The sequence below is a fragment of the Pedobacter nutrimenti genome (assembly GCF_032678445.1).
Taxonomy (GTDB): Bacteria; Bacteroidota; Bacteroidia; order Sphingobacteriales; family Sphingobacteriaceae; genus Pedobacter; species Pedobacter nutrimenti_A.
This window is the reverse complement of sequence record NZ_JAVTSQ010000013.1, coordinates 135499-159841: the sequence shown is the minus strand read 5'-3', so window position 1 is coordinate 159841 and position 24343 is coordinate 135499. Positions and strand designations below refer to the sequence as shown.

Here is a 24343-nt window from a genome sequence, read left to right as displayed (position 1 = left end):
GCAAAAGTTGTCATTTTTGAGTTAGTAAAACCACCAGACCATGGTTAGATTTGAAATAACCAACAGACCTCTTTTTTCTAAAAAGTATTGATCATGCCCATTTTATCCCAAAAAATAAACACTCAACTACTAATGCTATAAAATAAGTTTCATCATAAGATTAATTAACCAGATATAATGTATTCTAATGATAAACAAACCGACAACCAATTATTCCTTCTTTTAAAAGAAGGCGATAAGGTCGCTTACAAAAACATATATGATCGTTATAAGACCATCCTTTACATCCACGCTTTTAAGATATTGCAGGATGAAGAAGATGCTAAAGATGCCGTTCAAGATCTTTTCACAGTATTGTGGAATAAACGGGAACATATTAACCTAAAAGGACCTCTGTCCGCATATCTATATAGCGCAATAAAGAATCGTGTTCTCGACCTGATCGCAATAAAAAAAAACCGGGCAAAGTATGAAGATTCTTTACAGAATTTTCTCATATGCGGCGAATGCTTAACAGATCAAAGCCTCAGAGAAAAAGAACTACGTATAGTAATTGAGAAAGAAATATCCTTGTTACCATCTAAAATGCGTGAAATATTTGAATTAAGCAGGAAGGAATATATGTCCTATAAACAAATAGCAGAGCAACTAAATATTTCCGATAAAACAGTTAAAAAGCAAATAAATAATGCGATAAAAACACTCCGGTTAAAACTGGACTCCATTATAATCTTATTCCCTTTTTTATAAAATATATTCAAATCCCTGAATATATTTATTCATCACCTACTACCCAGCTACAATTCAACCGTCTTAATAGAAACAGAGAAAAAAACTTTCGTTTATGAAGCTATTATGCGCAATAATAACAGACACGACAGAACCAGGCCGCACATGATCATTTCTTTACCATTAATAACAATTACATCTTAATGAAAAATAAAGAAGCTAAATCATTATTAGAAAAATATAAGTCAGGAACGCTTTCTGAAGAAGAACAAGCACTGCTGGATAGTTGGTATCTCCAGGAAGCAAAATCAAAAAGCGGCCCAACAAACCCAGAAGATATGCAAAATCAACTTGAGAGCATATGGACTAACTTGCCGGTACACCATAATGTGAGAAAATTATGGAATAAAAAAACCTGGTTTAAGGTGGCGGCTGCCCTCATCATCTTTTCAACAGGAATAATACTCTATAATAACCATCATTCGCAATCAGATATTTATACAAATATTCCTTCTAGACAAAAAATCGTCCCAGGCGGAAATAAAGCAACCCTGATTTTAGCTAACGGGACACGAATCAATTTAAACAACGCCTCAAATGGTCAAATTGTCAAACAAGCTGGTTTAACAATTACTAAAACTAAAGAAGGTCAATTAGTATACAAAGTTGCAGACAATGGATATGCCCCAACTCAGGGCGGACTAAACTATAACACCATTGAAACACCAAATGGTGGGCAATATCAGGTATACCTGCCAGACGGCACCAAAGTTTGGCTCAACGCTACTTCATCGCTAAAATACCCTATACAATTCTCCACTAAGGAACGCCGCGTAGAATTAACCGGAGAAGGTTATTTCGAGGTTGCCCATAATAAAACAAAACCATTTAAAGTCGTAACCACTAAACAAGAAATAGAAGTATTAGGCACACACTTTAATATTAATGCCTATGCCGATGAAAATGCAACAAAAACTACATTGCTGGAAGGCAGCGTAAAAATAAAGACACATGCTACCAAAGAAATTGTGCAACAATCAATAGTTCTTAAACCAGGCCAGCAATCGTCCATAGACAATAAATTGTTGGTAAAATATGTGAATTCAGATGATGTAATAGCGTGGCAGAAGGGATACTTCAAATTCAATCAGGAAAATATTCAAAGCATCATGCGAAAGCTATCCCGCTGGTATAATGTTGAAGTTGTATTTCAAACAGAAATAGATCCCTCAGTCGTATTTGGGGGTAAAATATCCCAAACAAAAAATCTATCGGCAATACTACGAATTATGGAAGAAACAGGAAATGTTCATTTTAAAATAGAAGGAAGGAGAGTTATCGTTATGAAATAATACTACCCACAGACACCTGTAACAAAAAGCAGGATTCTGACGCCAATCAGAACCCTGAATTACGTTCAGGAACAACTGTAAATACAGATAAACCAACTAGCAATTGATTACCTCCTAAACAACCAAATATATGAAATTTTATGAAAAAATTTTGTGCAGCGCTCAACGCTGCATACCCAAATTCTTGCGTATAATGAAAATTGTCATGATTATCCTAACCACAGCCATACTGCATGTAAGTGCGGCCGGATACTCCCAAAGAATAACCCTAAATGAAAAAAAGGTCCGGCTTGATAAAATATTTGATCAGATCAGCACGCAAACAGGCTATGATTTCTTTTATAATTTTAAACTCGTTGAACAAGCTAAGCCCGTATCCCTTAACATAAAAGATGGGAGTATAAATGACGTTTTAAAGATTTGTTTTCAAGACCAACCTTTTACATATGCTATTAAAGATCGCACCGTCATCGTTAAACTTAATACCAAAAGTATAACAGAGATCAGCACCAGTACGGTGCAAAAAGCTCCGATAAAAGGAAAAGTTCTAGATGATAAGGGTTTGCCAATGCCTGGAGTTACCGTAATCATAAAGGGTACAAAAGTTGCCACCCAAACTGACGCCAATGGTAATTTTACAATTGAAGCCAGGGAAACTGATGTATTGGTTTTTAACATGATAGGCTTTACTACCGTAGAAAAAATGGTAGGTACAGAAAAGAATATAAATGTAACTTTACAAGCATCAACCCAAGACTTAAACGAAGTGGTGGTCACTGCTTTGGGCGTAGAAAAAACCTCTAAATCACTTTCATATAATGTTCAGACTATAAAATCTGATGAATTAACTACTGTTAAACAAACTAACTTTATCAATTCTCTAAGTGGCAAGGCTGCAGGGGTAACTATTTCATCAAGCAGTTCCGGCGTTGGCGGCTCAGCTAAAGTTACCTTGCGAGGTAACCGCTCTGTAAATGGCAATAACCAGCCTCTGTATGTAATTGACGGTGTGCCTATGCTTAATGCCAACGGTAGCCAGCCAACTGATATTTATGGCAGTGGGGTAAGTGACGGTGGAGATGGTATTTCTAATCTGAACCCTGAAGATATTGCCAGTATATCTATACTGGAAGGTGCATCTGCATCGGCATTATACGGAAGCCAGGCACAAAATGGTGTGATTTTAATTACGACAAAAAAAGGAAAGGTAGGTAAGGCTGAGATTAATTTTAATTCTTCTTATCAATCAAGTCAAACTGCTTATAGACCTAAATTCCAAAATACGTATGGAGCTTCGAATGTAGTAAATAAAGCAGATTTGCAAAGTTGGGGAGCACCTATTACGACGAGTTATGATAATTTGGACCAATATTTTCGGAATGGAAATAATTTCAACAATGCCATTAACTTTTCTGCCGGTAATCAACTTGCGCAAACCTATCTATCTTATGCCAATACCAATGCAAGCGGAATTACACCAACTAATAAATTGAGTCGTCATAATTTAAACTTGCGAGAAACCGCCAACTTTTTAGATGGTAAATTAACAGTGGATGCAAGTTTAAACTACATCAACCAAATCATTAACAATAAACCTCCAATTGGTGTTTATCCAAGTCCATTACTATCTCTGTATTTATTTCCACGCGGCATAGATATTACACCTTATAAGGATAATTATTATAATACACAATTGCTAGGTTATGATCGTCAGTTCTGGTTAACCAAAAACGGGGATTTTCATCAGGAAAACCCTTGGTGGATACTGAATAATGAGCCCAATGTAACCAAGCGCAACCGCTATTTACTTACAGGAAGTGTAAAATACACATTCTCACAATGGTTAAATATCCAGGTCCGCGGTAACTTAGATAGGACTACAGACGATAATGAGAGCAAAAAATACCAAGGTACCGATGGTAACCTTAATTTATTAGGCAATGGTACTTATAGCATCGGTAACAGTACACAGATTCAAAAATACGCCGATGCGATCGCTAATTTTAAAATACCCTTAAATTCAGAAGATTTTAAAATTGGAGGTTTAATAGGAACGAGTATCACCGATAATTCGAGTACAGGACTATCCATGGGGGGAAATTTATTAACCCCAGATTACTTTGTAGCAAGTAATATCGTAGCACAGCCATCACAAACCATCGCAGCAGGTGCCACAAGTACACTTCCAGTGCTTAATCCTGGCAGTGCTTCAAAAAGCCATACCCAATTACAGGCCGCATTTGCTAATTTAGATTTAGCCTATAAAGATTGGGCCTTTGTAACGGCCACTTTTAGGCAAGATTGGTCATCTACCCTTGCTTTTACCTCAAAACAATATTACAACTATCCTTCTGTTGGCTTATCTCTTGTCCTTTCACAAATGACTAAATTACCCGATTTTATTTCCTTTGCAAAGGTAAGAAGCTCATATACAGAAGTAGGAAATACGTTACCATCCTATCTTACCCGAATTTTAAACAGCCAAAATGGTCAGGGTTCACTTGTATTTAACACCAACAGTGCAGAATTTGCATTAAAACCCGAACGCACTAAAACTTTTGAAACAGGTGCAGATCTCCGGTTTTTAAAAGACAGATTGAGCCTGAGTTTTACCTATTATAAAACGAATACCGTTAATCAATATTTTGCTTATTCTCCTCCGGCCTCATCACTTGTAGGGGTTGCCTATTACAATGCGGGTAAAATACAGAATACAGGCTATCAGTTTATTTTAGGTTATGATGCAATAAAAAACAAAGAATTTAGTTGGAATACTTCTTTCAACGGATCATCTAACAAAAATAAAATATTAGAAGTAAGAGACCCTAACGATAATACCAAGTTCCTATTAACTGGTGATACTTATGGTTATAGTTCTGTAGTTAGAAAAGGCGGGTCTTATGGTGATATTTATGCCCAAACGTTTGCATATGATGATCAAGGCAGAATGAAATTAGAAGGAACAGGTACAGCTGCTAGTCCTTACAGACCTGCAAAAACATCTGAACCTGTATATGTAGGTAATCCCAATCCCAAATTTCAGGCAGGCTGGAGCAATACCATTAATTACAAAAATTTCAGCTTAAGCTTGTTGGTTGATGGTAAGTTCGGTGGTAAAGTAATGTCTATTACCCAATCGTATATGGATTTTATGGGGGTTTCTGAACAAAGCGGCCAGGCAAGAGATAATGGAGGGGTTGCAGTAAATGCAGTAAATGCTACTGGCCAACCCGTAACCACGTTAGACCCCAAAACCTATTATGCAACTATTGGTTCCAGAGGGGCAATGGCAGGGGCTTATATGTATAGCGCTACAGTGGTACGCCTGCGTGAAGCTGCTTTAGGTTATAACTTACCCATAAAAAATAACACTTTCAAAACCATACGTTTAACGTTAACCGGCAGAAATTTATTCTATTTCTATAAAAAAGCACCTTACGACCCGGAATTGACCATGTCTACAGGCAATGGATTATCAGGCGTAGACGCTTTTAATATGCCTGCCACACGCGATATCGGTTTAAACTTGAATGTAACATTTTAAAGATACGGAGATGAAAAATAATTCAACAAAAAACATATTAACAAGTATTACCCTATGCTGTGCATTAAGTTTAATATTTGGCTGCACTAAAAAATTCGAAGATTTTAATAGCCCTCCAAATGCATTAAGCAATGAACAATCTTTAAAGCTTATTCCTAGTGCTATAGGTCCTATAGAAAAGGGACTTCTTTCTAGTTTTCAAGTTACTCAAAATTTAAGCGCGGATGCTTATGGGGGTTACATGATGTCACCAAATCCAACTTTTGGTGGCGGGTTTAACAATTTAAATTATTCTTTAATTCCTGGTTGGAACGACAGGCCTTTTACCGAGCAATATAATCAGGTAATGGCTCCAATAAATAAAATAGCCCAGGCGGGAGGTAGAACTAATTTACCTGATGTTTGGGGTGTAGCACTATTGATACAAGTACAAGCCATGCATAGGGTAACCGATAAGTTTGGACCAATACCCTATACCAAAACGGGTACGTCTTTCCGCGTTATCCCTTACGACGACCAAAAAACAGTGTATACGGCATTTTTCAAGCAAATAGATACCGCAGTAGGGAATATTCGTACTTATCTGGCCAGCAACCCTGTTCAAAGGAATAGAATAGGCAATAATGATTTCCTATATAGAGGAGACTTGACTAAATGGATAAAGTTTGGTAATTCTTTACGCTTACGTTTGGCAATGCGCCTGGCTAAGATAGATCCAGCTACCGCAAAAATACAAGGCGAAATTGCGCTCAGTGCGCCCGAAGGCGTATTGACCAGCAATGCCGACAATGCGGTATTGACCAGTGGAAAAGAGAACGATTATTGGCTGGTTACCTTTTTGTATAGTCGAGACAATATGCTAAACGCCTCGTTTGGCACCTATTTAAATGGCTATAATGATCCAAGAGCTTCTAAAATGGCTCTGCCAGCTACACAGACTGGTATTGCAGGTAAATATACCGGTATTCGCATAGGCGCCGATGTTGCCAAAGGGGATTATAAAACGTTTACCGCTTATAACTATGTTGATACGTATACCCATTTTGCACCACATATGGAAATGAACGCGGCGGAAATGTGGTTTTTAAAAGCTGAAGCTGCGCTACGTGGTTGGGCAAATGCCGGAGATGCTAAAACCAATTATGAAATGGGAATAAAAACCTCAATGGATCAATGGGGTGTTCCAATTGGTAATTATTTAAATGACGCCACCTCTAAACAAGAAAATTATGTAGATCCTATTAATCCAGACAATAATATCCTTGCACTTTCATCAATTACGATCAAATGGGACGATGCAGCTAGCCAGGAGCAGAAATTAGAACGCATCATTACGCAGAAATGGCTGGCTATTTTTCCTGATGGATATGAAGCTTGGGCAGAGTATCGCCGTACTGGGTATCCTAAATTGTTTCCTGTTGCACGTAATTTTAGCAATGGCACTATTGATACACAAATACAAATCAGAAGATTGCCTTTTGCACAATCAGAACTATTGGGTAATCCAGAAGGTGTGAAAACAGGTTTGGCTGTTTTAGGTGGACCTGATAATGGAGGTACCCGAGTATGGTGGGACAAACCTGGAGCTAATTTTTAATATACCGAATATCTTAAACTATTAATTTAAACAAAATGAAAAAATCGATTTTATTATGCCTGTTTGTAGTCTTTGGAATATTGACTGCTAATGCGAATCCCGCATCATTACTCCCTTCTAAATTACCTGCAAAATCAACAAATATTTTGCAGGTAACCGGGATAAATGTAACCATCAATAATAACACTGGACAACCCATTTGGATTCAGTTTAGTGATTATACTACATCCTATAATTTTGTTGTAAATCCGGGAACTTTTTCCGGCAGTATTCCTGTTAATCCCACTAATACCGGAATAATAACATTTGGATTTAATTATAATGCCTCGCCTTTAGCAAAAGGTACCTACTATGATAGTCAGGGTAACACTGGAAACGAAATTGTTTTAGAACATATTTTGAACGTTGATTTTACTCAACCTTATACATTAACATTAAATTCCAATTAAGGTTTTGGTAAAGAGAAACCAGCTATTTACTGATAAAGAATCTTCTGTAATTTAATTCATGAGTGGTGTTCGCACCGCTCATGTTTAACTAAACATTCTTGTTTTTAAATATTTACCTGATTAAAACTTCTAACAAAAAAGCTTTGTAAAATCTAACCAAGAAATTTTTAGTATGAAAACAATAATATTTAAATCAATTATAAACAGTTTTGCTATTCTCACAACAGTCATATTATTTACCTCATGTAAAAAAAACACAATCTCTGCAGGCGACGTAACAAAATCAGCAGCAGTAAAAGATCTTAAAAATGCCCAAATGCTCTCGGCAGGTGGTAACCTTAGAAAGGTTGGCTACCTTACTTTGCATGCAGTTGGTTCAACAGATTACGCAGCCTATATGGATGATTTTGTAACCTCTCAATACACAGATATTATCATCTCCTTTATAAATCCAGACGTATCTGGAAATTTTGCCATTACCCCAAGCATAACACTAGCCCTTCAAAAAGGACATGATAAGAATTTAAAAATGTACTTCGGTATTGCAACCAACTCTGCCAACGGGAACGAGAATACCCAAATTAATCAAAACAGAGCGGGCTTCATCTCCAATCTCAGGCAATTTCTCACAGTCAATAATTTTGACGGGGTAGATCTCGACTTCGAAGGTGCAGGCTTAACAACTAACTTTAGCGCCTTTGCAATACAATTAGCAGATAGTTTACAGCCATATAACAAAAAAATCAGTGTCGCTATTGCCGCTTATCAAAAGAATGCAATCTCTAACCTTGCCTATAGCCGGATTAATTTCCTTAACGTAATGAGCTACGACCACAACAATATGAATACCCCTTCACCACAATCATCGTTCACTGACTTTGTAGCTGATTTTACTGCATTCAAAGCAAAAATGGGCGATGCTTCTAAAATAAACATGGGCATCCCCGCCTACGCCTGGGTATATGAAAATGGTACCGCCACCACTCAGATAGGATTCAATAATGTACTACAGGAGGTTCCATATGGCTATTGTTTAAATTCGGTATCACCCACAAGTACAAGAAAGTTATTTTACGATGGACATCCCGCCATAAGACAAAAAATCCCTTATGTACTACAGCAGGGTATCGGTGGTATTATGATCTGGCATGTTTTGGCCGATAGTAAAGATAATGCAACCAGTATCATTAAGTTCATTAACTATTGCGAAGCAAACCCTGCAGGCTTTTATCCTGGCACGTACAGATTTAACAACACAAATAGTGGCAAAACCCTGCAAATAGCAGGAGGCTCTAATGCCGATGGTGCAGCAATTATACAAGGTATAGGAGATAGCCAGGGTAGTAATCTTTGGCAAATCAATTTTGTGAGCAATGGCAATTACGGCATTCTTAATAATTACAGCAACAAAGCAATGGATGTAACTGGCGCTTCTACTGCTAACGGTGCACCATTAGCACAATGGCCCTGGTGGAACCAAGCCCAAAATCAATTGTTTAAACTAGTACCAAATGACCTGGGTTATTACACCATTACCTCGGTTAACAGCAATTTACCTATTCAAATTGCCGGAGCTTCATCTGCCGATGGCGCCCAGGTAGTACAAGCTAATGCCGATGGAAGTTACAACCAGAAATGGATGATTTGGAGATAAAAATTATATTCATAATGAACCTAAAAACCTATTGCCTTTTCCTATTTTTCTCCTTAACATTTAGCAACATCCTTTTTGCTCAACGCGATACCGTTCAGATAAATAATAACTGGAAGTTTGCAATAGATAAAAAAGGAGAAGGGATAACCAAACTTTGGTTTAACAAAGAACTACCTAATGCCAGAACCGTAACCCTACCCCACACCTGGAATGTAGATGAAACCACCCAAAACCATTACGGCTGGGCCTGGTACAGCTATACCATAAAAGTACCAGCTCATTGGAAAAACAAAAATGTTGTTGTACAATTTGGCGCCATAAATCATACTTCTATCATATATATCAATGGAAAAAGCACATTTAAAAATACAGGTGACGGATTCAACAAATTTAGCATCAATCTTAATGATAAGCTTAAGTATGGCGCAGAAAATAGAATCACTATAGCCGTCAACAACGCCTACACCGAAAACAAAGTCCCCTTTAGCACTTCTTTCGACTGGCCCAACGATGGTGGCATGATTAGAAAAGCTGCGTTAATTATAAGCGGGAAACCCACTGCCAAATACATCCACATAGAGCCCAAATTAGATCTGGCAAACAATAACGGCCATTTAAAAATAAAACTGGGCTTCGATCAACCATTAAAAACACTAAAATACGCCATTCAGATCACAGAAGAAAACCAATCTACACACAACACAGTATATTCAAAAACTGTTCAACCAAACTGGAGCGGCAACGAGGCCATAGCCGAACTTGATTTAGCAAAAGTAAATCCCTGGCACTTCGATTTCCCCAACCTCTATAAGGTACAAGTAAAAGTAATGGCCGGCAATAAAGCTGTTGATGAAATTACAACCTGCATAGGCTTCAAAGATCTAAAAATGCAAAATGGTCAGATCTTCTTAAACGGCGAACCAATAAAACTAATGGGTACTGAATGGACTGCCGGATCAGATCCCAATTATGGTTTTGCAGAGCCAGATTCCATCATCATTAAACATTGTAAAATGTTGAAAGCTGTAAATACCATTTTTACCCGCATGCATTTTCAGCAGGATGAGCTTTTTTACGATTTCTGTGACCGGAATGGTATTCTAGTGCAGCAGGAAATCCCACTTTGGGGTCCGGAAACACCCGCCAGCGAAGCGGTAAGCAGTATTGCCGTGCAACAACTCGAGCGTATGATCAACAACTTTTACAACCACACCAGCATATTTTCCTGGGCGGTTGGTAACGAGTTAAGAGGCAGAGATGCCGATGTGAAGAATATGATAGCTGGTTTAATGAAAAGGGCTGCCGATCTCGATAAAACACGGATGAATTCCTATGTAAGCAATACCTTAACCAGCAGCTTTTCCAACCACAAAAATTTCGTACCCGACGGTGCCAGTCAGGGCGACTATTTAATGATGAACGAATACGGAGGGAGCTGGTGGCAAGTACCCGTAGCCAAAATCGGCAATTATCTAGACAGCATACACACCAGCTATCCCAATAAGGCTTTGATTATATCAGAATTCGGCCTGTGCGAGCCCAATTTTAAAGGAGGCGACGAGCGTCGCATTAACGACCTGGTGTACCACATGGCAATTTTCGAAAGCAAACCTTTTATACAAGGAGCTATATATTTCGATCTTACTGATTATAGAACCCATTATCCCGGTACAAGCGATACCACCAAACTCAAAAGAAGGATTCATGGTGTGTATGATATGTATGGAAATCCAAAGCCTTCCATGAAGGTCCTTAGAGAACTATCTTCTCCGGTTGAAGTACAGGTAGCCAACGTATTATCACCAGAAAACAAAGCACCTATCTCCGTAACTATTTTTGGCAGCGTCGGTTTGCCACAACACGTAGTTAAAGGATATAAAATTTACGTATCTAGCCGAACAGATAATTGGATCAGTCAGAAACCACAAGATTTGCCGATCCTTAGTCCAGGACAGGAGATTAAAATGAAACTCGAAAAGGACTACCAGGGAAAAGCGGTAATAACAGTAGTAAGACCAAATGGCTACATAGCTACTCAACAAGAGCTCTAAAAAACTGATCATATGACGAAAAAAGTAAAAATCCCCTTGTTTCTGGCAGTACTGATAACAATAACCTCAACCATTGTAAACGCTCAAAATCAACGGCCAAATATCATCGTATTTTTAGTAGATGATATGGGCTGGCAAGATACATCTCTGCCTTTTTGGGATAAAAAAACGCCTTTAAACCAGCGATACCATACTCCAAATATGGAACGTATGGCTAAAGAAGGGATGAAATTCACCAATGCCTATGCCGCACCTGTTTGTACGCCTAGCCGCACAGCCATGCTTTCGGGGCTAAACCCCGCCCATAGTGGCATTACGAACTGGACCAGTACCAAAAAAAATGAGAATACAGATGCCACTGATCATCAGTTTGCACCAGCAAACTGGAATTACAATGGTTTAAGCCCTAATCCAGGCATCGAAAAGACGGCTTATGCCACAGCATTTCCTCAGTTGTTAAAGGATGCCGGATATTTTACTATCCATGTGGGTAAAGCCCATTGGGCGGCCGCAGGTACTCCGGGTGCAAACCCTTACAATATGGGCTTTATGGTCAATATCGCAGGCCATGCTGCAGGCAATCCACAGAGTTATCTTCCCGAAGAGAATTATGGCAATATTACCGGAAAGGCTACGCCCAGGGCGGTACCCGATATGGAAGAATATTTTGGGACTGATGTTTTTTTAACCGAAGCTCTCACCAGAGAAGCGATAAAAGCTCTTGACGCGCCCATCAGGAATCATCAACCATTTTTCTTGAACATGGCGCACTATGCAGTACACGTACCCATACAGGGTGATAAAAGATTTTTGCAGAAATATCTGGATACAGGTATAGACAGCACAGAAGCGAGATATGCCAGCCTGTTAGAAGGTATGGACAAAAGCCTGGGTGATATCATGGACTTTGTAAAAAAGAAAGGCATCGAAAAAAACACCGTCATTATTTTTATGAGTGATAATGGGGGACTAAGTCAGGCAACCGAAAGAGGAGGTCAAGAAAATACACAGAACCTACCGCTTAAAGCAGGCAAAGGATCCGTTTACGAAGGCGGCATACGCGAACCTATGATCGTAAAATATCCGCTGCTGGTAAAACCAGCAACAATAACTGATCAATATGTAATCATTGAAGACTTTTTTCCAACCCTTTTGGAGCTTGCAGGAATTCAAAACTATAAAACCGTGCAGCAAATTGATGGAAAAAGCTTTGTACCCCTACTTAAAGACCCAACAATTAAAGATGATAACCGGACCTTGATCTGGCATTACCCCAACAAATGGAACAACGCCAAAGAAATAGGTATCAATTATTTTAGTGCTATTCGTAAGGGCGACTGGAAACTGGTATACAATCAACGTACCGGCAAAAAAGAACTATATAACCTCAAAAATGACATCAGTGAAAATCATGATCTTGCTACATCAAATCCCGAAAAAGTCAATGAACTGGCTCAGCTGTTAGGCACTCAGCTAAAAATCTGGAAGGCACCAATGCCTGTTCTCAAAACAGACAACCAAGTTCTGCCATATCCCCTACCAGGCCAAACAATAAAAGTATCTGGTACTATTAAAAACAGCAGAGAAGTTCTGCAATACGCCCAAATTAAAGTTAAGCAAACGGGTAAACAAGTTACCACAGACGCCGATGGCAGGTATGACATAACGGTCGATCAGGATGCAACGCTTCAAATTTCGGCCAAAGGCCATAAGCAACAAACCATAGCTGTTAGCGGCCAGCAAACGATCAACGCTGTATTGGCTCCAGATTCGTTGTACCTCAGCAAATTACTAATAAGGAAGATAAAAGAGATTGAGCCCTATGCTCATTTTTTACAAGCCGAAAAACAAGCAATTGTTAAATTAACAGCAGCCTACTACACGACACGGCAGTCTTTTATAAAAGATCTCTATCTTGACCACCCCCACGTACAAAGTCCAGATAAAGCCTTAGCAGAATTTTTAAAGTATTGCAAAGACAACGACTTACTAAACGGGAAGGACGAGCTATTTAAAAAAGCAGCCCGTACACTGGGTTTTGAACTCATTACAGACGCAAGTCCGGTAAATATGGAGTCTATGCTTTCCGGCTCTACCGCCTATCGGGACATTCCATATACATCCTATAACGGTTATAGCCAGAAACTGGATTTGTTTTTACCCAAGGTCACCTCTGCAAAATCTGTTCCCTGTATTGTATTTATACACGACGGCGCATGGGCCGTACATAAACGTGCCTGGTTTGAAGCCCATGCCAGATATATGGCTGCTAAGGGTTATGTGACCGCGAACATAGATTACCGTATGCTTGATGCCGTTACGCCACTACAATGTGTTTATGATGCGAAAGCCGCCGTAAGGTGGGTAAAAGCCAATGCTTATAAATTTAATATAGACACGAACAAAATTGGAGCTTGCGGTGCATCGGCAGGTGCACAGTTGGCAGCTATCTTGGCCACTACTGGCAACGATGCTGAATTGAAGGGCGATGGCAACAATATTAAGTTTTCTGACAAGATACAGGCGGCAGCCGGTTTTGCCACCCCTACATTAACAGGCAGAAAGACCTGGCCTGTTAAAGGTAACGGCACTTTACCTGATTGGTTTGAAAAGATTTCTCCATACAAACACGTTACGCCTGACGATGCTCCAATGATGTTCATTCATGGTAGTGCAGATGGTCTGGTCTCTGTTGAAGAAGCAGTAGACATGTATAAACTTTATCAAAAAAACGGCATTTTAACCAAGCTGGAAATTAGAGAAGGCGAAGGACATGTATTTTATATGAACATGGCCATAACAGAAAGTGCCTATCAATTTTTCAAACAAGTATTTAATTAATGCATAAATATCTGATCACACAAAATGAAAAAAACAATTTTAGCCTGGCTCCTATTGCCATTCCTTGCAATAGGCTCTTCAGCCTTAGGGCAAAGTAAAATTCGGATTGCCTGTATAGGGAACAGCATTACCTACGGTGCAGGTATTGCTAACCGCGAAAAAAATGCTTATCCAGCACAATTGCAAAACATGCTTGGCAATGGATACGAAGTTATGAATTTTGGTCATAGCGGCGCTACGCTACTCAAAAAGGGTGATAATCCCTATTGGAAAACTCAGGAATATGCCGACGCCCTTGCCAGCAAGCCTAACATCGTGTTGATAAAGCTTGGAACCAACGACAGCAAAGCCGTTAACAGACCCTTCTATAACGAATATGAAAACAATTATGCCGAACTGATTGAGTCATTTAAAAATTTACCTACAAAACCGCGTATCATCTTATTGCTCCCTTTACCCACGTTTTTAACCGACAGCAACAGCATTTCCAATACCGTATTGTTAAAAAATATTATTCCAATGGAACAAAAAGTCGCTTTTGAAAAAAAGCTGGAGGTTGTTAATTTATTCCCCTTATTTGTAGATAAACCTGACCTGTTTCCAGACAAAATACATCCTTCATCAATTGGGGCAACCATTATGGCTTCAAGGTTATACGAGACCATTACAGAACAAAAAAATAAAGGATTTGATATCTTTTCTACCCTTAAAGAAGAAAAAAAAATCAGTAATTTTTATGGTTACGAATGTGCCGATTTCACGTTTAATGGACGCAACTGTAAAGTAGTTAAACCTAAAGCAGCAGCAAAAGGCAATCCATGGATATGGAGAGCACGTTTTTGGGGCCATGAACCTCAAACAGATATCTCCTTATTAGAAAGAGGTTTCCATGTGGTGTACTGCGATGTGGCCGAACTTTTTGGCAATGAGCAAGCCGTTGGTTTATGGAATAAATTTCACGTGCTGATGCAAAGAAATGGGTTATCTAAAAAAGCAGCACTAGAAGGTATGAGCCGTGGAGGAGTTTATGTATACAACTGGGCACTAGCCAACCCCGATAAGGTAGCTTGTATTTACGCCGATGCGCCAGTATTAGATCTGAAAAGCTGGCCTGGTGGCAAAAGAAATGCAGGTGGGCGTGAACCCTGGGAGGATTTTAAGAAGGATTATAACCTTACAGAAGACCAGGCCTTGGCTTTCCATGATACTCCCTTAGACCACGCAGAAAAAATTGCAAAACTGGGTTTCCCAATGCTACATGTTGTAGGTGATGCAGACGATGTAGTACCCATTGCCGAAAATACCACCCCCTTTGAACAACGCGTTCTGGCCGCAGGAGGAAACATTCAAGTGATACACAAACCAGGTGTAAACCATCATCCCCATAGTCTGCAAAATCCTACTCCAATTACCAATTTTATACTAGCTTCCACGGGGCATAAAGTTAATTTTGCCAGAATTGCGGCAGCCGGTGCAGAATATAGATCGGGAGCAGGATGGACAGGCAGCGACGGCTGGTGGGGCCAGTTCGATAATATTGACAGCGTGCTACTATCCCATAGCCAGCTTGATGTACTTTTTTTAGGAAATTCGATCACACAGGGCACCGGTGGACACCGGACAAAGCTCAGCTATAAACCAGGATTTGATGCTTTTAACCAGGCCTTCGGAAAATATGAGTGGGAATGCGCCGGGATAGCCGGAGACAGGACCCAAAATGTTTTATGGCGCTTACAACATGGCGCTTATGCTAAAGCCAAACCCAAAGTCATGGTGATTAGCATTGGTGTAAATAACTTTATTGACAATGATAGCGCCGATGAAATTGCAACCGGAATCCTGACGATTGTAAATTGGGCAAAAACCAATATGCCAGCAACTCAACTGGTTTTAACCGGACTGCTGCCCACTGGTATAAAAAGAGACGAAGAAAGAAGAAAGAAATACGACCAGATCCAAGTCCTATTGGCAAAAGCATCACATAAGGGACTTATATACCTACCATTAAGCAAGCCATTCCTGTTGCCTAACGGCGATCTGGATTTAACGAAATATGGGCCAGACGGCATTCATTTAACATCTGAAGGATATAAAACCTGGGCTGCTTCTCTAAAGCCAACTATTGACCAAATACTTTCCAAAAAATGAAACTAAAATTCTGTACCCTGTTCATTTCTACTGTACTTCTTCACCTTTCCGGATATTCCCAGTCTTTCCAATGGAATAACCCCGTCAATGCCAAATACCCGGTAATTGACGGAAGACTTTGGCAAACCGGATTAAAAAACACCTATGACCGCTTGCCCCCTAACGCCGAAGAAAACGTAAGAAAAGAACTATGGGATTTATCGCAAAACTCAGCCGGAGAATACATCACCTTTATCACCGATTCCAGGGAAATAAAAGTCCAGTTTCAAGTCAATGGTAAATATATTCATCCCAATAATACCGCTATAAATATGAGTGGCGTTGATTTGTACGCGAAGGACATAAAAAATAACTGGCACTGGATCAGTTGCAAATCCAATTTTAGCGATACCATCAGTTTTCAGTTCAATAATATTAGCGCTCCACTACCCATAAAAGAATACAGGCTTTATCTCCCCTTGTATAAAACCCTTTCATGGCTTAAAATAGGTGTACCGATGACTGCATCATTTCAATTCCAAAAAGTAAATGATCAAGAAAAACCTCTTGTGATCTATGGAACATCCATTTTACAAGGAGCAAGTGCCTCCAGGCCTGGTTTGGCCTGGAGCAATATATTAGGAAGAAAACTAAACACAAAGATCATCAATCTGGGGTTTTCCGGCAATGGACAACTGGAGCCTGCCCTAATTGATTTAATCGGTCAATTTGAAGCGTCCCTGTATGTACTGGATTGTTTACCAAATCTCTATGATAGAAATAAGTTTTCTAACGAAGAAGTTGAAAAGCGGATCATTAATTCCATAAAAAATTTGCAACAAAAACATCCCCTCACTCCGATTTTACTTACAGAGCATGCCAGCTCCCTGCCCGATATCACCTTAGATAGTTCAATTTCAAACAACTACAGAAACATTAGCCAATTACTCTCCAACACATTTCATAAACTACAAAAAGAGGGTGTCAAAAACATTTATCTGCTAAAGGCAAAAGAAATAGGCTTTACTTACGAAAGTACGATTGACGGAACCCATCCAAATGACATCGGCATGATGCAATACGCCAATGCCTATGAGAAAATAATCAAAGAAATTTTAAAGAAAAAATAATACAGGTAATCATGAAACCAAAACAACTTTTTACCCTGTTTACATTGTTGCTATGTGTAATAAATGTATTCGCACAACAGAAAAAACTAACCTGGGAAGAACTGCGAAAAGATTATCAGTTCCCAAAATGGTACACCGAAGCCAGGTTTGGTATTTGGGTACATTGGGGTGCACAAACCCAGCCGGAATACGGCGGCGGCTGGTACGCCAAACACATGTATCAGCAAAATGTTGGAAAAGAAACCTGGGGAGAAAATGCCTATCCTTATCAGGTTAAAACATACGGACACCCATCCGAAAAAGGCTTTAAAGATGTTATACACGAATGGAAAGCAGATAAGCTCAACACCGACGATTTACTCAAGTATTTTAAAAGCATCGGCGCCAAATATTTCGTAGCATTGGCCAACCACCACGATCACTTTGATAATTTTGACTCCACTTACCAACCCTGGAATTCCGTAAATGTAGGCCCTAAAAAAGACTTAATTGGCCTGTTTAAAAAATCAGCAGTAAAATACGGTATTCCATTTGGTGTAAGCTCACACGATGACCGGTTTCTGGACTGGTGGAAAACTGCATTTGGTGCCGATACCTCCGGATCTAAAAAGGGTATCCCATACGATGGACATATGACAAAAGCAGATGGAAAAGGCAAATGGTGGTACGGACTAGATCCGGCAGATCTTTATGGACTGCCACCAGAAAAACGCACACCAGAGTGGATCAAAGGTGTTAAAGAAACCTATGTAAAACGCATTGAAGAACTGGTTAGCAAATATGATGTTGATATGCTCTGGTTTGATGGTTATGGCTTTCCATATGGCGATTACGGTAAAGAAGCCTGTACTTATTATTACAACCGTAGCCTGCAGGAGCATGGCAAAGTAACTGCAGTAATAGCTGGCAAATTTAGCAATGAACCCTCCACAGTAAAAGACATTGAGCGTGGTGGTGCTGCCGAAATATTGCCCTATCCATGGCAAGGCACACTCACCTTTGGCAGCTGGTTCTACAAAAAGGACAAACCGATCCGACACAATGCCAGAACAGTCATTGAAACACTTACAGATATCATTAGCAAAAATGGAAATCTGTTGCTAAACGTAGAACTGCTACCCGATGGCACCATCCCTCCCGATCATAAATTAATATTGGATACCATTGGCAAATGGATAAACACCAACCAGGAAGCAATTTACGCTAGTAAACCATGGAAAATATATGGCGATAACCTGGCATCCGCTCATAAATCTGTAAAGGGCATTAGTGAAGCTGATCTTGATGCAGCCAAAAAGCAAACCAAAAGCGAAGACTTTAACGAAAGAACAATTGCCAGCCCTTTGTATCCACATAATGAAGTTCGCTTTACTACAAAAGGAAATTCGCTGTATGTTTTTGTGTTAAACCCAATTGCAGGAAGCATTGACATTCCAAGTTTGGGTTTGCATTTCACAAAAGCAATAAAAAGTGTAAATTTACTGGGGAGCTCATCAAAAATTAATTTTAAGCAGGATCAAGAAAAGACAACACTTATAATAACGGCTAAAAACAAACCTCTTTATACTCAGGTTTATAAGATAGATGGGGCATTATAACCAATAAAAATGAATGATAAAATACACCAGCCTTAACGACCATCAACTGGTTTTACAATTGAAAGCCAGGGACGAGAAAGCATATAAAGAAATTTATAACCGATTTTGGGCCGTGCTCTACAGGCATGCAAGTCGGATGCTTTCTGATGGAGAAGAGGCTGAAGACGTAGTACAAGAGGTTTTCCTTAATCTTTGGAGTAAGGCCCATACTTTAGAGTTGAAAACCTCTTTATCAAATTATCTCTATACTGTGGTTCGTAACAGAATTTTTGATCATTTTGACCATAGCAAGGTGAAAGAGAAATACATGGCCTCTCTTCAAAAATTCATCGAACACGAAAATTGTGAAACGGATTTTCTAATCCGGGAAAAACAACTTTTTGAACTGATACAGCAAGAGGTTGACTCCCTTCCCGAAAAAATGCGCGAAATCTTTAAGCTGAGCCGAAATTCAGGCATGGCCTATCAGGAAATTGCAGATCATTTGAACATCACTGAAAGCGCAGTCAGAAATCAAATTAGCCGGGCACTTACCATCTTAAGAACCAAATTTGGCTTGCTGGTCGTCATTTGTTTTTATTTTAAATAGCTGAAAAACAGATAATTAAAATATTACCAAAAAATAAATTGAATTTATTGAGAGTCCGCCTCGACTTACCCGTCTTTACCTATATTAAGAATACGGGAAAACATCAAGATGAAGAATAAAGCGGCCGAAGAATTATTTAACAAATATCTTAACAGAGAAACAACTGCTGCCGAAGATGCGCTCATTGAAAGCTGGTATATAGACCAAGGTCTGAAATCACCTCCCATCCAGCAAAACTTATCCTATCAAACAATTCAGGATAGAATCTGGAGCAAGATCACCTCAGATCGATCCAAGTCCAAAAAGATAAAAATTCAATGGCTGTGTACTGCAGCTGCGATCGCATTGGCATTTTTTGGCACCGTATTCTATCAATTACGTGATAAACCAAGCCACAAAAATTACACTGCAAAAATTACTCCCGGAAAGATAGGTGCAACGCTTACGTTATCTAATGGCAAAAAAATCACCTTAGAAGATGCGGCCAACGGAGAACTTGCTAACGAAGCCGGAATCCGTATAGCTAAAACAAAAGCAGGCGAAATCGTTTATGAAATAAAAGAAGTTGAAGACGGCGCCAATAAAACAAACACCTTAACAACAGCAAAAGGTGAAGTCTATACCCTCCTATTGCCAGATAAAACAAAAGTATGGATGAACGCCGCCTCAAGTTTAACCTATACCACAAATTTGGATCAGCATGGCGTTCGTTTAGTCAAGCTTGAAGGAGAAGCTTATTTTGAAGTTTCCAAAGATCCTCGCCGCCCTTTTATCGTTCAAAGCAGAAATCAGCAGGTACAAGTACTAGGAACACATTTTAACATAAACGCCTATAATGATGAATGGGCAATAAAGACCACCTTATTGGAAGGTTCGGTTAAAATAAACGATAATATTATACTAAAACCAAACCAACAGGCCATCGTTTCCCCTCAAGATACAAAAGTAATCCCGGTAATAGCCGATGCCTTTATTGATTGGAAGCAAGGCGATTTCAATTTTGAAAATGAAAGCCTATCCGCTATCATGCGGAAAATTTCACGCTGGTACGATGTACAGGTAATTTATCAGGGAACAGAAAATAACAAGGATACTTATACAGGAACTATTTCAAGATCATCAGATATAAATAAAGTTCTGCAATCAATAACTGCAACCACCGATTATAGATTTAGCATAAAAGATAGAACCATATTTGTTTCAAAGTGATTTGACCAGGAATTTAACCAATTCTAATTAACCAAATAATAAACCAAACAACCAAAAAATGAAAAAGCGACACCGAACCATGCCCTATTGAATTTGGAAGCCAGATAGCAGATCCGCTATATAAAAAAACCAGGAGTGCCGCAAACACCCCTGGGAATATTCAGGTATCCTCACTAACAAATTATTAGCAATTAATTATGACTTACCCAAACTAAACAAAAGTATGAAAATTTGTACTAACACTCAATGCGTGCACAGTTCCCGCATGCGAAAATTTTTACAAACCATGAAAATCACCGCATTTTTATTGTTAATAGCCATTATGCAGGTAAGCGCTAAAAGCAGTGCTCAGAAAATCAGTGTCTCTCAACAAAATATTACACTAAAGGAGTTTTTCCGTATCATAAAAATCCAAACAGGCTGTAATATATCCTATTCAAATCAGATTATAAATGATACCCAAAAACGCGATGTCAACTTTAAAGACGTTCCACTGGAAACTGCCTTAACACAAGTTCTGGACGACCAGACACTTACCTTTAAAATTAATGAGAACAACATCGCAATTAAGCGAAAACCAGTAGATCCCGTTAACAGCAGCACCAAAGACGATCTCTTTTTATTAAAGGGAAATGTTTATACTACCCAGGAACCTCCCCTTCCGCTCCAATCTGTTACAGTGCGTGTAAAAGGTACCGAACGTAAAACCATAACAGAAGCAGATGGAAGTTTCCAAATTCGGGTGTCCAAAACCGATGTCTTAATCTTTTCTATAACAGGATACACCACGAGAGAAATACCTGTTCCGGCCAATCGTACTTCAATCACTATCTCCTTAACAGAAAATGTTGGGGCATTAGATCAGGTGGTGGTAACCGGTATCGGAAGCCAGCAAGTTAAAAACATCGCCAGTTCTGTTGCCGTAGTCAATATGGGAAATGTTCAGGATAAACCCATTACCCAATTATCCCAGGCCTTACAAGGCGGTGCTACGGGCATAAATGTTACCCAATCATCAGGTTTACCTGGCGGCGATGCTGCCGCAATAAAGATACGTGGTATCGCATCCAACCTGGGCTCAGCGCCATTGGTTGTTGTTGACGGTGTGCCTTACGGTATTGATAAAATTGATCCAAATACAATCGAGAGTGTATCCATTTTAAAAGATGCTGCTGCTGCTGCAATTTATGGTGCAAGGGCGGGTAATGGCGTAATCGTCATCACCACAAAAAGGGGTAGACCCGACGTGATTGAATTGGGTTACAATTCCTTTTATGGTTTTCAGCAGCCCACCGTTGGCCATCCAAACTTTGTTGATGCACCAACCTATATGAATATGGTGAATGTTGCTCAAGCCAATGTTGGTGCTACAGCTACCTACAAACAAAGCGCAATAGACTCTACACGGCTGGGCTTAAATCCAGTACTATATCCTAATACAAACTGGTATAAATCGGTCGTTAAACAATGGACACCGATGCAACAACATTCTCTGAATGTATCAGGTGGTAACAGCACTGCAAGATTTGCAATAACAGCTACCTATTTAGATCAGGGCAATATGTTGGGCGTAGGTGGCTTTAACAGAGCAACCATAAGAGGTAATACCAGTGTAAACCTCTCCAAAAACGTAGTTACCTTTCTGGATTTTGTAGCCTCAAGAGAAAGTACAAAAGAAACCTATGTAAGTGGCTTTGGCATGGGTGCTATATTATCTTATATCTATAACGTTCCTCCAACGATCATTGCCAAATACCCCAACCGGGATGACCGCCCTAATTATACTTATTATGGAATTTTTGGCGAAAACTATAATGCTGTTGCCCAAATAGAGCAGGGCGGCACAACCAATCTTATTAAAGATGATATTCTACTTAATTTAAGGCCAAAATGGACCATTATACCAGGCCTTAACCTCAAAGGACAATTCAGTTACCGCATATTATCCGGAGCAAGAACTTCGACAAGAGACCAATACCTGTTTTTCGATTATTTCACCAACCAAAAAGTAGGCAGGGATTTCGAATCCGTACGTTCGGCAGCAACTTCCGATAGACAAAGCTATTATTACATCGGAGGAAACCTGGATTACAACAAGAACTTTGGAAAACACAATGTGAATGCCATCTTACTGTATTCGCAGGAATACGACAACCCAAACCTGTGGGATATAAAAACTTTAACGTCTTATTTAGGAAAAGTTTATTATAGTTATGATAGCAAGTACCTCTTGGAATTAGGATTACGCCGGGATGGATCGTCCTTATTTGCACCAGGAAAACGCTGGGGATATTTCCCATCTGTAGCTGCTGGCTGGAACATAGGCAATGAAGACTTTTTGAAAAACCTAACTTTTCTGAGCTCTATGAAATTAAGAACATCATATGGCGCCTTAGGTAACAATAACATTAGCCCATATGCTTATCAAACCACTATAAACACCAGCGGCGATGAGTCAGTATTTGGAAACCCGAACATTACCTGGGAGAAAATGAAGATTTTAAATGCAGGTACAGATATCAGCCTTTTCAATAATAAAATAGATTTTACATTTGAATGGTATAACAAAACGACCAAAGATTTGATTCTGGTGCCACTGCCAAGTCTAACATCCGGGAGAGGAAATACGCCAACCAATATTGGAGAATTGAATAACCGGGGTATTGAATTGAAAATTGGTTATAATACGGTTGTGAATAATGAACTGAAATTTAATACCAGCTTGGGCTATTCACGTAACAAAACCAAAATTATCAAGCTGGCCACCGATATACCAATTATATCTGGCGGAACAAGAAAAATTGCCGGCGGACCGTTTAGTGAATTTTGGGGTTATAAAACTGCAGGTTTATTAACCGCCCAAGATATTGCCAATAAAATACCTACAATGAATGGGCAAGAAGCAGGTGATATCAAATACGTTGACGTAAACAAGGACGGTAAAATAACAACTGACGACTGGACAAGCCTTGGAAGTGGTGATCCGTTAAATAATTATTTCGGAAATATTTCGGTTACTTATAAAAAATTCGATTTCGAAATTCAGATTAACGGAGTAGGCAAAAACATCAAATTTTATAGCGGCAGATATGCATACCCACTTGATCTTGGAGGTGCCGGTGGCACTCCGCTTTCTGTCCAAACAGATTACTGGACGCCAGAAAACTTAGATGCTAAGTATCCAAAATTACGCCCCACAGCCGGAAATAACGGGCAATTTTCAGATTACTGGGCTGTAAACGCCGCCTTTGTCAGAGTTCGTTATATGCAGTTAGGATATACATTTCCATCAACTATTACGAAAAAATGGGCCAAAAACTTAAGGGTATATCTAAATGCACAAAATCCATTCACATTTTCAGATATGAAATTAATTGACCCCGAAAGTGGTGGTGACCAGTCTACCTATTCCATCATGAAAGTATTCACTTTCGGTGTTAATATAAATTTATAATTGGAACCCTTAAAAGATT

Annotated in this window: 14 protein-coding genes; all 14 read left to right on the top strand. The window is 39.3% G+C overall.

Annotated elements, in window-relative coordinates; genetic code table 11:
* Window positions 1-177 precede the first annotated feature (177 nt).
* On the top strand, window positions 178-750 hold the full coding sequence (locus R2S08_RS23085) for an RNA polymerase sigma-70 factor (RefSeq protein WP_316837368.1): 573 nt from the start codon (window positions 178-180) through the stop codon (window positions 748-750).
* Between the two features lie 182 nt (window positions 751-932).
* On the top strand, window positions 933-2081 hold the full coding sequence (locus R2S08_RS23080; RefSeq protein ID WP_316837367.1) for a FecR family protein: 1149 nt from the start codon (window positions 933-935) through the stop codon (window positions 2079-2081).
* Between the two features lie 205 nt (window positions 2082-2286).
* Entirely contained in the window at window positions 2287-5625 is a 3339-nt protein-coding gene (locus R2S08_RS23075; RefSeq protein WP_316837366.1) for a SusC/RagA family TonB-linked outer membrane protein, read from the top strand.
* A gap of 10 nt (window positions 5626-5635) precedes the next feature.
* A complete protein-coding gene (locus R2S08_RS23070) occupies window positions 5636-7222 on the top strand; it encodes a SusD/RagB family nutrient-binding outer membrane lipoprotein (RefSeq protein ID WP_316837365.1) in 1587 nt (528 codons plus the stop codon).
* 35 nt (window positions 7223-7257) lie between these two features.
* Window positions 7258-7671: a hypothetical protein gene (locus tag R2S08_RS23065; RefSeq protein WP_316837364.1), complete on the top strand. Its 414-nt coding sequence runs from the start codon at window positions 7258-7260 to the stop codon at window positions 7669-7671.
* A 172-nt stretch (window positions 7672-7843) separates the two neighbouring features.
* The gene (locus R2S08_RS23060; protein WP_316837363.1) at window positions 7844-9325 is read left to right on the top strand and encodes an RICIN domain-containing protein; all 1482 of its coding nucleotides are present in this window, start codon (window positions 7844-7846) and stop codon (window positions 9323-9325) included.
* Between the two features lie 14 nt (window positions 9326-9339).
* Window positions 9340-11376: a glycoside hydrolase family 2 protein gene (locus R2S08_RS23055; RefSeq protein WP_316837362.1), complete on the top strand. Its 2037-nt coding sequence runs from the start codon at window positions 9340-9342 to the stop codon at window positions 11374-11376.
* Window positions 11377-11388: 12 nt separating this feature from the next.
* Complete coding sequence (locus R2S08_RS23050; RefSeq protein ID WP_316837361.1) at window positions 11389-14217, top strand: sulfatase-like hydrolase/transferase; 2829 nt, start codon at window positions 11389-11391, stop codon at window positions 14215-14217.
* Window positions 14218-14241: 24 nt separating this feature from the next.
* Window positions 14242-16365: a GDSL-type esterase/lipase family protein gene (locus tag R2S08_RS23045; RefSeq protein WP_316837360.1), complete on the top strand. Its 2124-nt coding sequence runs from the start codon at window positions 14242-14244 to the stop codon at window positions 16363-16365.
* Window positions 16362-17474, top strand: coding sequence for an SGNH/GDSL hydrolase family protein (locus R2S08_RS23040; RefSeq protein WP_316837359.1), 1113 nt, complete (start codon window positions 16362-16364; stop codon window positions 17472-17474). Before R2S08_RS23045 ends, R2S08_RS23040 begins: the two co-directional genes overlap by 4 nt.
* A gap of 11 nt (window positions 17475-17485) precedes the next feature.
* Entirely contained in the window at window positions 17486-19072 is a 1587-nt protein-coding gene (locus R2S08_RS23035; RefSeq protein WP_316837358.1) for an alpha-L-fucosidase, read from the top strand.
* Window positions 19073-19085: 13 nt separating this feature from the next.
* Window positions 19086-19661 (top strand): RNA polymerase sigma-70 factor, encoded by a 576-nt coding sequence (locus tag R2S08_RS23030; RefSeq protein WP_316837357.1) that lies wholly within the window; start codon window positions 19086-19088, stop codon window positions 19659-19661.
* 108 nt (window positions 19662-19769) lie between these two features.
* Entirely contained in the window at window positions 19770-20870 is a 1101-nt protein-coding gene (locus R2S08_RS23025; RefSeq protein ID WP_316837356.1) for a FecR family protein, read from the top strand.
* A 286-nt stretch (window positions 20871-21156) separates the two neighbouring features.
* The gene (locus tag R2S08_RS23020) at window positions 21157-24324 is read left to right on the top strand and encodes a TonB-dependent receptor (protein WP_316837355.1); all 3168 of its coding nucleotides are present in this window, start codon (window positions 21157-21159) and stop codon (window positions 24322-24324) included.
* Window positions 24325-24343 lie beyond the last annotated feature (19 nt).

Excerpts from the sequence above, each read along its gene's own strand:
- R2S08_RS23050 (WP_316837361.1), top strand. The coding sequence starts at position 11,389 with ATGACGAAAAAAGTAAAAATCCCCTTGTTTCTGGCAGTACTGATAACA.
- R2S08_RS23065 (WP_316837364.1), top strand. The coding sequence starts at position 7,258 with ATGAAAAAATCGATTTTATTATGCCTGTTTGTAGTCTTTGGAATATTG.
- R2S08_RS23070 (WP_316837365.1), top strand. The coding sequence starts at position 5,636 with ATGAAAAATAATTCAACAAAAAACATATTAACAAGTATTACCCTATGC.
- R2S08_RS23040 (WP_316837359.1), top strand. The coding sequence starts at position 16,362 with ATGAAACTAAAATTCTGTACCCTGTTCATTTCTACTGTACTTCTTCAC.
- R2S08_RS23025 (WP_316837356.1), top strand. The coding sequence starts at position 19,770 with ATGAAGAATAAAGCGGCCGAAGAATTATTTAACAAATATCTTAACAGA.
- R2S08_RS23030 (WP_316837357.1), top strand. The coding sequence starts at position 19,086 with ATGATAAAATACACCAGCCTTAACGACCATCAACTGGTTTTACAATTG.
- R2S08_RS23080 (WP_316837367.1), top strand. The coding sequence starts at position 933 with ATGAAAAATAAAGAAGCTAAATCATTATTAGAAAAATATAAGTCAGGA.
- R2S08_RS23075 (WP_316837366.1), top strand. The coding sequence starts at position 2,287 with ATGATTATCCTAACCACAGCCATACTGCATGTAAGTGCGGCCGGATAC.
- R2S08_RS23060 (WP_316837363.1), top strand. The coding sequence starts at position 7,844 with ATGAAAACAATAATATTTAAATCAATTATAAACAGTTTTGCTATTCTC.
- R2S08_RS23045 (WP_316837360.1), top strand. The coding sequence starts at position 14,242 with ATGAAAAAAACAATTTTAGCCTGGCTCCTATTGCCATTCCTTGCAATA.
- R2S08_RS23035 (WP_316837358.1), top strand. The coding sequence starts at position 17,486 with ATGAAACCAAAACAACTTTTTACCCTGTTTACATTGTTGCTATGTGTA.
- R2S08_RS23085 (WP_316837368.1), top strand. The coding sequence starts at position 178 with ATGTATTCTAATGATAAACAAACCGACAACCAATTATTCCTTCTTTTA.
- R2S08_RS23020 (WP_316837355.1), top strand. The coding sequence starts at position 21,157 with ATGAAAATCACCGCATTTTTATTGTTAATAGCCATTATGCAGGTAAGC.
- R2S08_RS23055 (WP_316837362.1), top strand. The coding sequence starts at position 9,340 with ATGAACCTAAAAACCTATTGCCTTTTCCTATTTTTCTCCTTAACATTT.